Here is a 13,272-nt window from a genome sequence, read left to right as displayed (position 1 = left end):
CTATGTTTATATTTAATTTTAAATATTTATCACAATTACGGCTAACGATTTAGCTGGTAAGGTTACAATTTGCTTCTCTCCGTTTTCTATCTGACATTCGTAAGAATTTGGTAAAGCGTTATTATTTTGAAGTAACACGTAAATTTTATTATCACGTTTTACAGAAATTAATTCGTCTTTAGAATAATTAGCTATACGTTTTGATCCAGGCACTAAATACTGACTCATAAAGGCGAACACACCATAATCTGGATTGTACGTTACTTCTTTAGTATTACGATCAATATTAATTAATGAGTTTTGTGCCCAATCCCAACCGCTTTTTGTAGTTTCATTTAAGATCATGTTCCAATAGCAATAATTAGGAATACCATAATTAAAATATTGTGCCACTTCTTTTAAACGTGACGACGCTTGATCCCAAGTGTTTTTTCCATTAAAACAATTTCCTTCGGTATGCATCGTGTGTCCGTTAGGATATAATACATTCATATCTTGAATATATTTTGAAGATGTGTATTGAATTCCAATACCATCAAATAAAGCTGAGTTTTCTACATTTCCGGCTAACTCTAAAGCATCAATACGGCCATGAACCCTAAAAGTTCCTGCCCAAATTTCTGTATCAATCTTATCTGCTTTAAATTGAGGACGTAAATACGATTTTACAAAATGACTCATCTGTGTTACAGACATATCATTAGACGGATACCGTGTATTGGCATCTGTTTCGTTTTGAACAATTAAACGATCAATGTTAATTCCTTTATCTTCATACGCTTTAATATATTTTGAAAAGTATAAAGCATAGGCTTTATAAATTTCAGGATCGTCTTTTAATTTGTTTTTTTCAGGAAAATCTTCTCCTCGATCCATAAGTCCGGAATATTTCATCCATGCTGGTGGACTCCAAGGTGAAGCAAAAAGTTTAAGATTTGGATTCTGTGAGAAAGCATGCTGAATAAAAGGAATTACAGACGTTTCTTCTCTTTTAATAGAGAAAGCTGTCATATTATAATCGTTTGCTTTTTCTGCATAACTGTAGGCATCAATTCCAAAATCGCTTGCACCTACTGCTGTTCTACAAAACGTTAATTGTGCTCCAGAATTTAAACCAAATAAATTTTTAGCCACCTCTGTTTGCTTATCTTTAGGTAAAACCATTAAAGCTTCACCTCCAATTTCATTAAACGCACCTCCAAAACCTTCGAATGTTTGAAATTCTACATTCGGGTATAATTTAATGGGGTTTATTCTTTTATTCGTTGCTTTCTTTTGTGATTCATTATATTTTTTAACATCAATTTTACCCTCTTTAATATCTCCCGATAATTTTAAATAGTATACTTCTGTTGGTTGCTGCGCGCTTAATAACAAGGCATTAAATACTAAAAGCATAACCATAAAACACGTCTTTCTATCTCTTAAACTAAAGTTTAAATTATTAATACGTTTACTCATTACTTTATCCTTTTAAATATTATTGCATTTTTATTTTTTACTCTTTCATACTATTAGAGAAAACTGTATTTAGTTTTTTTTCTTTTAAAATTAATCTCGGATGCTCACGTTCAATTCTGGTAGGGATTAGAAACTGCGCATGAGCGACCTTGATTAAAAAAACAAAAACAAATGAATACTTTATATATATACTATTTTACATCTTGAGTTTCACGTATCCAAACATGACTACCGGCTAACAATGCTTTATATTCTGATTCAAATTCTACTTTCATAGCATTAAAAATCTCTGGATTTTCTAAGGCTAGATTATTAGATTCTGCGATATCGGTTTTGAGATTAAATAATACAAAATCTGTAAGTTTTGCACGTTTTACATCATCTATATTTTCATCGTATAAATTATGAATATGTGGTAACTCTTTATTATCTAGCTCAAGACGAGCCATGATTTTCCAATCGCCTTTTCGCATGGCAACACGACGTGCGTTAATCGCGTCGTAAAATGCCCATGTTAATGGTTTTTTGCGTTGAAAATTTCCTGTTTGCAATAGTGAAGTAAACGATTCTCCATCTAAGATTCTATCAGGTAATTCTGCACCAGCTAATTCTGCAAACGTTGGTAATAAATCTAATGCAGATACTACAGCTTGCGTTTCTCCTGTAAAGGTTTGTTTACCAATCCAATTTACAATCCCAGGCACTCTAAATCCTGCTTCATTAGTCCATAATTTCATCCCTTTTAAGGGGCCTGGACTTCCATAAGAATGTTTAGCTTTTGGATATCTATTCAGTGTTTCTGGTCCGTTGTCTGAACTAAAAACAATAAGTGTATTCGTGATGTTATGAGCCTTGAAATACTCTAATAATCTACCCACAGCAAGATCTACATTTTCTACGTTTGCAAAAAACTCGGCTTCTTCTCTATTCTTTGCTAGAGGTAAATATTTTTGAACTAAATCTTCTGGTGAAGCAATAGGTTCATGCGGTTCATGAAATGCAACTTCAAGAAAAAACGGTGCATCATTAGATTTTGTATCTAACCATGATATGGCTTCATCAACAATTATTTGACTACTATAACCTTTAATTTCCCCCGCTTTTTTTCCATTTCTGACAAAATTATTTGGGTTTTTATGACTTGGAGATGCATTGTTATGTGTTGCAAACCAATAGTCGAAACCAAAATCGTTAGGTTGTGGCTGTGCTTTAGAATTAAATTGAGACGAACAATGCCATTTACCAACCAAACACGTTTCGTATCCTACAGATTTTAAAACTGCTGGAATAGTTACCTCGTCTGCCTGAAGATGAACTAAATCTCTATTATCTTCACTTTTTTTATAGCCAGGAATAAAATCATATACACCTGCTCGATTAGGACTTCTACCAGTAAGTAAACCCGCTCGAGAAGATGAACATACTGGTGCTGTAGAATAAAAATCAGTCATTTTAATACCTGTATCGGCTAACTTATCTAAATTCTTAGTTTCAATTATAGGATGACCAAAAGTAGACAAATCACCATAACCTAAATCGTCGCATAACAACACTACTATATTAGGTTGCGTTGGTTTTGCTTCAATTACTGTAACCACCTCTTTTTGTTTTGGTTCTTCTTTACAAGAAAAGGTTAATATAGAAATAAGTACATATGTTATTAATCTACAATTCATGTTAATTAGTTTTTTGATTTATTAAAAAAATCATTAAAAAACAGTAAGTGATATTTTATTGAATTACTCCAATATGTATTTGTATGTCCGCCTGGACGAGAAATAAAATCATGTGGAATGTTACGTTCTACTAATTTTTCATGTAATCTGATATTTGCATCGTAAAAGAAATCATCTACACCACAATCAAAAAGAATTTCTAAGTGTTTTCCATCTAATAAATACACCAAGTTAATTACAGAATTCTGTTCCCAATTTCCTGCATATTCAGCATATTCCCCTAAACGTTTAGAGATTTCCCATCGTAATGGAAACGGACGAAGATCTACACCTCCACTCATACTTGCAACGGCTCCCCAAATATCTTGATGTTTAAATGCTAAATACAAAGCACCATGCCCACCCATACTATAACCTGAAATTGCTCTTCCATCTTTGGTTGCAGAAGTATTATACGTTTTATCTATTTTGGCAACCAATTCTTTAGAAATATAGGTTTCGTATTTCATTGTAGAATCTACTGGACTATCAAAATACCAACTGGTTTTATAACCATCTGGACACACTATAATAACATTATAATCATCAGCATATTTCTTAATAGCTGGAGCTTTTCCTAACCATGCTTTATAATCTCCTCCTGCACCATGTAATAAATAAACTACATTATACGCCGTGTTACGCTTAGAGTAATTATCTGGTGTAATCACAACATTCTTAACATCTTTATTCATGGCATTACTATGCACCAAGAGCGTATCTACTCGAGATGCAAAGACATTACACGATACAAATAATATTACGATATAGACTAGACTTCTAATCATTTTGAATTATTTTTTAATAAATTATTTTTTAATCATAACATCTTCTAGCTCTTCTAATGTTTTTCCTTTTGTTTCAGGCATTAAAAAGATTACAAATAATAATTGGAATACCATCATTACAGTAAAAAACAAGAACACAACTCCTGGTCCAATCATTTCATGACTGAATAAAAACGGAATTAAAGACGGGATTAATGCGGCTAAAATCCAGTGAACAGAACTTCCAAAAGATTGACCTGACGCTCTTAAATGATTTGGGAATATTTCAGAAATAAATACCCAAATTACAGAACCTTGACCTACAGCATGAGCCGCAATAAATAAGAATAAGAAGATAGGCACGGCCATTCCTGACCAACCAAAAAAGAAGGCTGCAGAGACTAAACTTAAGGAAATTATATATCCAAAAGATCCAATATACATTAATGTTTTTCTTCCTAATCTATCTATTAAAAACACACCTAATAATGTGAATATAATATTGGTAACTCCAATACCAACACTACTTAATAAAGCAGTGCTTTCTCCTAAACCTGCTTCTTCAAAAATTCGTGGAGCATAATATAAGAAAGCATTAATTCCTGATAATTGATTAAAAAAGGCAATTAAAAATGCTAATAATAATGGAAATCTATATTTTTTCATGAAAATATTTTCCGACTTATCAGACTCATGAGAATGAGATTGAAACTCTTTTATTTGTGCATCAACATCGGCTTTAGGATCTATAATTTTTAAAACATTTCTAGCTTCTTCTATTCTTGATTGAGAGATTAACCATCTTGGACTTTTAGGCAACTTCAATGCAAATAAAATATACAACACGGCTGGTATAGCCTCTACCCCTAGCATCCATCTCCATGCATTTTCACCTATACCACTTAACATGTAGTTCGATAAAAAGGCAACCATTATACCAAACACAATATTAAATTGATACATGGCTACCAAACGCCCTCTATCTTTAGCTGGAGCAATTTCTGAAATGTATGCTGGTGCCGCAATAGTAGATGCACCTACACCTATACCTCCTATAAAACGAGCAAATGCAAACATGTAAGGATCGTTAGACAGTCCTGAACCAATAGCAGATAACGCAAATAAAACTCCAATTACAATTAAAGTGTTTTTACGACCATATTTATTTGTAGGATATCCTCCAAATATAGCACCAATTACAGTTCCCCAAAGCGCCATTCCCATTACAACCCAACCATGAAAAGAATCTGAGGATTCCCATAACATTTGAAGTTTTTTATCGGCTCCAGAAATAACGACCACATCAAATCCAAATAAAAATCCGGCAAGTGCTGCGGTTATAGACCATAATATTATTTTTTTGTTCATTGTATCTTAATATTAATTGTAATTAAATTAGTTTTTAAAAGGAATAACCATATTCCAAGTTTTTGTTCCATTTCCAAATCCACCAGGACCATCCATAGTTGCAAAAAATATATGTGTAGGCTTACCATCTTCTACTAACACAAACGGACGTTCTAATTGTCCTTGTGTTATGGTTTTGCCATTATCCCAATGTACAGTTTTGGTATAGGCTTTTGGATTTTTATCTACTTCCCACTGCAATCCATCTTTAGAATGTGCTAAAAGTCCATCGCCTGCAGTTCCTGTTATAGTACCTCGTTGGTCTTTTGCTACCATATAAAAGCCCGTAGCATCACCCCAAATATGAGGATCTTCAATTTCGCCAAAATGATCTACAGAAAATAACGGTTTATCTCCCATAACGGTATATTTACCATCATAAGACGGTGCCGTTGCTACACCAATATTCATGTCTCCATTTGTAATACCATCTGCCTTATAATCACGCCCTTTAAAAAGTAAGACTACAGATCCGTCTTCTTTAATTAAAGGTGATGGATTAGAGGTTAAATAGCTATAAAATGAATTTGGTTTTACATCTAAGATAGGTGTATCTAAACGTACCCATGGTCCGTTTGGACTTTTAGATGTTGCCATACCAATACGTTTTCCCCAACGCCCAGCAATACACCATTTACTTTTTAAATCGAATTGATTTACATTTTCTAAAGTAACATCTTCAAAAGGATGCGTAGATCCCATATAATACAAAATGTAAGTATCTTTATACTTTACAATTTTAGGATTATGGCAAGAACGTCCGTCCCAAAACTGAGCGCCTCGTGCTCCAAGAGCAACCTCTTGAAATGTATAAGGTCCTTCAGGTGTTTTTGAAGTAGCATGTACTATTTCTGAGGCAATCATCCAACCTGGATGGAATGGTAAATATTTTGGCCAGCGCGAGGCATACATATTATAAATACCATCATTGCCTTTTATTACAGAACTCCCCCAAACCCAATAACCATCCATTTCAAGACCGCCATGTACTGGTGCATCTCCAAGATTTTTGCTCATATTATTTTGCGCATGTAAACCACTTGTGCAAACAAATACTAGCGTGAGTAGGATATAAATTCTAATTGTTTTCATCTTATGTATTCAATAGTATGTTTATCCTTTTTATACTAAAAATGGTTGTATTTTATTTTTAAAAAATTCATCCAATTTGAAGTTTCTATCGCCTTGGATGAATTTTAAACCAATTCTAACACGTCTTAAAAACTTAACTACTTTCTTTAAGACTTAATAAACAATAACTACTGCAATCTAAATATTGTTCCATAAATATTGAATAAATTATAGTTCAATTACTATAACACATTAACCATTTTTACTGTTTTCCCTAGTGTTAATAGGCTTTTTAAAAAATTATATGGTTTTAAAACTAATTTAATACACCGTTTAAAACAACTTTATTTTTGCTCGTATTTTTTCTTATCTCCTCCACTTTATTCTCATAATTATTTTTCTTAAAGCTTGTTTTCAACTGTTTTTATTTTTGAAATATTTTCATTAACATCTACCATTTTAAAGTTGTATTTTAAGTCATAATTATGTTAAAATGATTGAATAAAAAAGACATAACAAGCCTTTAATTTATGTTTTTGAAACTTAAGGAACTTTTTTAGAGAAATAAGATAAGTACTAAACTGCGTCATCTTTTAAATTAAAAGCACATCTTACATTAAAACAAAGTAAAAAAAAAGCAGCTGCGATAAAATCGCAACTGCTTTTAAGTTAAATATAAATAGATTTGAGAATTATAATATAAATCTTACCATCCTGGGTTTTGTAATAATTCAGGGTTTAATCTGATTTGATCTGACCCGATAGGATCTAAATAATTATTTATAGAGAAGTTTCTATTCCCTGCAATATCTAATATTAATGCACCAGGCTTAGTTGTTGCTATACCTGAATAACTAGATACAGATTGTTCTGTAGATGTTGTTCCGTAAGAGAATGCACTAGGTATATAAATATTAGATCCTGGATTTTTAGGATTTTCAGCCGTTTCAAACTCTGTACCTTCTACATATGTTGTTGCTACAACATGACCTAACTCCTCTTCTGCAATACCCCAACGTTTTAAATCGTTGAAACGTTGATTTTCACCAAATAATTCGATAGCACGCTCTCTACGTATTTCTCCTAACATAGTTAAGTCTGAAAATGGTGCAATTAATGCATTTGTTAAAGGTGCAACATTAGAACGTTCTCTAATTTTATTGATAGAGATATCTAAATCACCATCAGAAATAGCTCCTCCTCCTGATTCTACTGTAGCTTCTGCATACGTTAAAAGAACCTCTGCATAACGTAAATAAGGATAATTAAAAGATTCATATTTAGTTTCTCTTAAAATATACTCTGTAGTGAATTTAACACCCATATAACCAATATTACGTCCAGCTCCTGGGCTTGTTAATTCCGGCACATATCTATAGTCAAAATTAGTACCTGCGTCTGCGAAGTCTACACCATATTGTGCTCCTCCACCGTCTACACTACTTCCCCAACCCCAGTATTCTACTAAAGGTTCACGAACAAAACTTGTTAAACGATAATCACGATTACGGAATTCTGAAGTCATAGTATTATACCCTTCAAAGACAGAAGAGTGTTGTACTGGTAAACCATCTGTACATAGGTACATATCCATTAATTTACGAGATGGTGTATGTGCTTTAGAGTGTGTTAAGTTTTTATTTATTCTTCTTAATGTATAATCGTAAACTGTTTGAATAATATACTCTTTATTATTTGCTTTAGATAAGCCTGCAGGGTTAGAACCTCCATCTTCTAAATTAAATAGATAATATAAATTTCTATCTCCGAATTGTTCGCGATAATCCCACAATTCATAAGCACCACTATTAATAACCGCTAGAGATTGCTCTTTAGCTTCAGAAAATAACTCGTCTACACTTGGGTATCCTGCTGGTTTATTAGATCCTGCTCCTGTGCTAACACCGTCTCCATCTGTAGTAGTACCTACATATTTTTCCCAAGTTGCTTCATATAACGCCACACGTGCTTTAAATGCTCTAGCCGCTTCTGTTGAAAGTTTCCCTTTTTCTGAATCTGGAATGCTATTTTCTGTAGGTAAATCTGCAATAGCAACGTCTAAATCACTAAGAATTTGATATACCACTTCGTAACGACTGTTTCTTGGCCCGTATAATTCTTCAGAATCTACATCTAGAGAACGTGTAACTATTGGTACACCTCCAAAACGTTGTAACAAATTAAAGTGACACCAAGCTCTAAAGAAATAAGCTGTTGCAACAGATCCTGCAATTTCTGACTGATCTCCATCGTATTCTGCTGCTTTTTCGATGAGTTGATTTGGTTCTCTTAATTGGCCATAATTACCTGACCAAACAGCATCTGATGTAGGTATAATGGATTGACCTTGTCCGTAAGACGGAGAAATATCTAGGTTTCCTGATAAATCTGAAGATTCATCTCCTGCATCATATCCTAAAGATGCACGGTAAAAATAATTTGCAGCTGTTTCAAACTGTTCTGCAGTTTTAAAATACACTGCTTCTGTAACAGAATCTAGTGGTTCTTGATCTAAATAATCTGAGCATCCAGTAAACATGAATACTGAGACTACGGTTGCTAACCCTATTCTTTTTATATTATAATGTATATTTTTCATATTCTTTAAATTAAAAGTTTTAATTAAAATGCAAGTTCAACTCCAAAGATCAATGCAGATGTAAAAGGAATCATACTACCTTGTCTTGTTCCTTCACCGAATTCAGGATCTAATCCATCTCTAATATTTGAAATTGTAAACAAATCGTTTCCTGTTAAAGATAATCTTACTTTATCCATTCCCATTTTATCTAAAACATCCTGTGGTAATCCGTACCCAACAGATATTGCTTTAGCTCTTAAATATGCTCCTTTAATAACGTTTATATCATTTAGATCATCATAATTCCATACTTTTCTAGAAGTATTTACAAATGCTGCTGGAGTATTTGAATTTGAATTCTCTGGTGTCCAAGTCTTGTTTGTAAAGGTAGGGTTTTGGTTTGTCCACCATTGTTGAAATGGATAAGATAGTGAACCTGTTCTAACAATATTTACTTCTCCAACTCCTTGAAAAAATGCACTGAAATCGAAATTTTTATAAGTAAATCCTAAGTTAATACCAAAACTTTTATGTGGATTAGCATCTCCTACATATACTAAATCATCTTGATCAATAATACCATCTCCACTCACATCTACACGATTAACTGTTCCAGGAACTAAACGATCTGCACTTCTATAATTTGGTAACTTCGTACCATCCTTCATTTCTTGAGTTGAAGGGTCTTCAAATCCAACTTGATTATAATAATTTAATACTTGGTCTTCTGTTTTTAATAAACCATCTGTTTTATAAGCATAAATAGCATTTAAAGGTTTTCCTTCAATAATACTATTTGAGCCTATACTAATAGAATTTTTACCTTCCATACGTTTAACTTCACTTTCGTTATCCCAGAATGCAAGACCTACGCGATAAGTAAAATCGTCTCCAATGCGATCTCTCCAGTTTAATGACAATTCGTAACCTTTAGTTTCGAAATCACCACTATTTGTTTTTGGAGCCGTAACACCTAATACATTTGGATAGGTAACGTTAACTAACATACCGTCGTTTTTACGAATATAATATTCAGCAGTACCGGTTAATCTATTATTTAATAATCCAAAATCCACTGCAATGTTACTTGTAGACACACGCTCCCAAGTACGATCTAAAGAAGATAATCCATTAATATAAGATGTTGCTGCCAATTGCGGCGTACTACCAAATAATACGGTACCATTACCAATACTAGAGTAATAATCGTATGCGGTTATACCTGTTACAGAACCTGTTTCTCCATAAGAAGCACGTAATTTTAACAGATTAATAACGCTATCATCCATAAAAGACATCTCAGAAAGCACTATACCTGTAGATGCGCCAAAGAAATTTTTCCATCTATAATCTGGGTGTAAACGAGAAGACCCATCACGACGCCCTAATACTTCTAATAAATAAATACCATTGTAATCGTAATTAATTTTTCCTAAATAAGATACTAAAGCAACATTATTACTTCCTCCACTATTTGTTTGTGTAGTTACATCAAAAGCATTTAAATCGTTTAAAGATGCATCTACTAAATTAGAACGAGACATAAAGTATTTCTCTGTTTCGGTTAATTCTGCAGTATACCCAGCCATAACTCCTAGATTATGGTTTCCGAATGAACGGTTGTAATTTAATTGAAAAATATGATTTTGGAATACATAATCTGCTTCTGTTACTTCTAATTTAGAGTTAACTAAAGTTGTTGGTGTACCTGTTACATTACCTTCCCAATCATACATTGTTACTGGTTTCCATGTTTTATTTTTTCTATTTTCTGTTATTGATATGTTTCCAAAGTAAGAGAAGTTTAATCCTTCAATATACTTGTCTAAGTCTAATGTAATTTTACCACCTAAACGAAATATATTAGTACGATCTTTAACACGACCACCTTCTTTTAAAAATGCAAGAGGGTTGTTTGACCCAAAATTATCGTAAAACTGTCCAGCTGGATTATACAATGGGAAAATATTCATGTCTTGAATACCATACCCTACACCTTGAGTTGGAGTATCAATAATATCACTATTGTATGAAATATTAAAATCTGTTTTTACTAAATCATTAACCTTGTACGACACATTTGTACGGAAGTTGTAACGTTTTTGTCCGTCGTAAACGAATGAAATAGGAGAGCGCTCGTTTGCATACCCAAAAGATGATCTATACGTTGCATTCTCATTACCTCCAGAAAGTGAAAAATCATGTCTTTCTGTAATAGTTGTTCCATATACTGCATCAAACTGGCTTGTATCAGAAAAATAGTGATCTTTACCTAACCAAAAATAAGAGTTTGGAGCCATTGGCATAGTTCCATTAGATATCATCATAAACTCGTCCTCTGTAAAGAATCTAAAGCTTGTTGCTGCTGTTTGTTGATTTCCGTCTCCATCTACAAAGTTTACAGCATCATTTCTACCTGCTACTAACCAAGCATCTGCCCACTCTTTCATATTAGCAACAGGGAAGTCTTTTGCAAAGTTTAATTGCGTTTCTCCTTTATAGCTAATTTGCATTTTCCCTTCTTTACCTTTTTTAGTAGTTACCAAAATAACACCTCCAGCAGCTTTAGTACCAAAAATTGCAGCAGAAGCATCTTTTAACACAGAATAGGTTTCAATATCGTTAGCGTTAATTGCTGATAAATCACTTTGAGAAATTTCAACACCATCTAATAAGATAAGCGGACTGATACTATTTACAGAAATATCTCCACGAATATTAATAGACGTTCCCTCTACACCTGGACGCGAAGATGTACGTGTAACAACTAAACCAGGAACCTCACCTTGTAAAGCTAATACCGCACTAGACGTACCTTTACCTTTTACAACATCGTCTCCTTTTACTTGTGCTACAGATCCTGTAAGTGTTGCTTTTTTCTGAGTACCAAACCCTACAACAATAACTTCGTCTAATTCACTAATGTTAGTTTCTAATTGAATGTTTAATTTTGTATTACCAGCTACAGAAACTTCTTGAGATACATACCCAATAGAACTAAACATAAGAACAGAAGTAGAAGATGGTACATCTAAAGAATAATTACCATCAAAATCTGTTACGGTTCCTACACCTTGTACACCTTTTAAAATTACATTCACTCCTGCTAATGGCATGCCATCGTCTACAGAAGTTACATTTCCAGTAATAGTTAGGTTTTGTTCGCTTACACTTGCTTCATCAACTAATTTATCCGTATCGTTTGCAGCAAATACACTACCATAAGATAAGCTTAGCAATAAGGCCATAAACAAGGCTGGCTTTATTGAAGACTTTTTAAAATTATAATTCTTATACATAAATTACTTTTTAGTTATACTATACTATTTTACTTGTTTGTTAAGTTTTTATCAAAGTTTAACACACTCCACATGAATTAAATTTTGCCTTTTTTCAGATAAACATCATTTGGTTTAGGATGATGCTTAAGTAATTTTTTTTTTGTCATAATAGATTGTTTTATGTTAATAATGTTTGTTGAATACCAGAATTAAAACGTTAACATTTCATTTGGTGTTTCTGTTAACAATTTTATAAATAATGCCTTATTTATCATCTAAATCATGATTCTATCTATCTAACTTATCACCCATTTTTAGCTAACTTTCCTTATAAACAGTGGTTTGGGCATTAATTACTATACCTCACCTGTTTTTATGCAACATGTTTTTATGCAATTCTCAAATTTAACATACAATTAATATTTTAATCCTTTTTAAGGATAGGGAAATTTGATAATTAGGCAATACAAATTTATCGTTGTTTTATCCTTTTGTAAAATGTTACATGTCGTCTTAAATGTTAAAAAAACTTATCTGCTTTTTTATTAAAAACTCCAACAAATAAAATAAAACACTGAAAATCAATACACAAATACAACTCCGTTTTATTTGACTAAAAATAGAAAAAACAAGATACAAACGTGTGTATATTTAATCTATTCTCACAAATAGACATTTAATATTTTCATTTACTCAATAAACATCTTTTATACTAAGAATTTTATACTTAAAAGCACTTCTTTAAACTTTAATTGTATTTCAACCATAATTTTAACATCTCTAAGCCCCACTTCATGTTTATGACTAGGCTTTACAGCTCACTTTATTGTATTTATTTTTAAATACGTTAAACAGCTAGAACATAAGCTTATTCCTTAATGTTTTGTTAACATAAGAGTCTTTTATTTTAGCAATTCACTAATTAGAATAAAGTATTACCTCCCTATTTAAGACATGGAATAACACATTATTAAAAGCTTCTTGATATA

Annotated in this window: 7 protein-coding genes; all 7 read right to left on the bottom strand. The window is 32.4% G+C overall.

Annotated elements, in window-relative coordinates; genetic code table 11:
* Positions 1-18: 18 nt before the first annotated feature.
* The 7 genes from Q1B05_RS11465 to Q1B05_RS11435 all read right to left on the bottom strand — a co-directional run bounded on the left by Q1B05_RS11465 (position 19) and on the right by Q1B05_RS11435 (position 12,301).
* Complete coding sequence (locus tag Q1B05_RS11465) at positions 19-1,461, bottom strand: hypothetical protein (RefSeq protein ID WP_299780781.1); 1,443 nt, start codon at positions 1,459-1,461, stop codon at positions 19-21.
* 191 nt (positions 1,462-1,652) lie between these two features.
* Positions 1,653-3,137 (bottom strand): sulfatase-like hydrolase/transferase, encoded by a 1,485-nt coding sequence (locus Q1B05_RS11460; RefSeq protein ID WP_299780779.1) that lies wholly within the window; start codon positions 3,135-3,137, stop codon positions 1,653-1,655.
* A 5-nt stretch (positions 3,138-3,142) separates the two neighbouring features.
* On the bottom strand, positions 3,143-3,964 hold the full coding sequence (locus Q1B05_RS11455) for an alpha/beta hydrolase family protein (RefSeq protein WP_299780777.1): 822 nt from the start codon (positions 3,962-3,964) through the stop codon (positions 3,143-3,145).
* A 21-nt stretch (positions 3,965-3,985) separates the two neighbouring features.
* Complete coding sequence (locus Q1B05_RS11450; protein WP_299780775.1) at positions 3,986-5,311, bottom strand: sugar porter family MFS transporter; 1,326 nt, start codon at positions 5,309-5,311, stop codon at positions 3,986-3,988.
* 27 nt (positions 5,312-5,338) lie between these two features.
* The gene (locus tag Q1B05_RS11445; protein ID WP_299780773.1) at positions 5,339-6,367 is read right to left on the bottom strand and encodes a glycoside hydrolase family protein; all 1,029 of its coding nucleotides are present in this window, start codon (positions 6,365-6,367) and stop codon (positions 5,339-5,341) included.
* A gap of 760 nt (positions 6,368-7,127) precedes the next feature.
* A complete protein-coding gene (locus Q1B05_RS11440; RefSeq protein WP_299780771.1) occupies positions 7,128-9,020 on the bottom strand; it encodes a RagB/SusD family nutrient uptake outer membrane protein in 1,893 nt (630 codons plus the stop codon).
* 23 nt (positions 9,021-9,043) lie between these two features.
* Positions 9,044-12,301 (bottom strand): SusC/RagA family TonB-linked outer membrane protein, encoded by a 3,258-nt coding sequence (locus Q1B05_RS11435; RefSeq protein ID WP_299780769.1) that lies wholly within the window; start codon positions 12,299-12,301, stop codon positions 9,044-9,046.
* Positions 12,302-13,272: the final 971 nt, after the last annotated feature.

Origin of the sequence: uncultured Formosa sp. (assembly GCF_947500765.1) — a bacterium.
In the GTDB taxonomy this organism is placed as follows: domain Bacteria; phylum Bacteroidota; class Bacteroidia; order Flavobacteriales; family Flavobacteriaceae; genus Formosa.
Note: the sequence above shows the minus strand (reverse complement) of the source record. Positions and strands in the feature narration are given on the sequence as shown.

Coding starts and splice junctions, on each gene's coding strand:
- Q1B05_RS11445 (WP_299780773.1), bottom strand. CDS start 6,367: ATGAGCAAAAATCTTGGAGATGCACCAGTACATGGCGGTCTTGAAATG.
- Q1B05_RS11440 (WP_299780771.1), bottom strand. CDS start 9,020: ATGAAAAATATACATTATAATATAAAAAGAATAGGGTTAGCAACCGTA.
- Q1B05_RS11465 (WP_299780781.1), bottom strand. CDS start 1,461: ATGAGTAAACGTATTAATAATTTAAACTTTAGTTTAAGAGATAGAAAG.
- Q1B05_RS11455 (WP_299780777.1), bottom strand. CDS start 3,964: ATGATTAGAAGTCTAGTCTATATCGTAATATTATTTGTATCGTGTAAT.
- Q1B05_RS11435 (WP_299780769.1), bottom strand. CDS start 12,301: ATGTATAAGAATTATAATTTTAAAAAGTCTTCAATAAAGCCAGCCTTG.
- Q1B05_RS11460 (WP_299780779.1), bottom strand. CDS start 3,137: ATGAATTGTAGATTAATAACATATGTACTTATTTCTATATTAACCTTT.
- Q1B05_RS11450 (WP_299780775.1), bottom strand. CDS start 5,311: ATGAACAAAAAAATAATATTATGGTCTATAACCGCAGCACTTGCCGGA.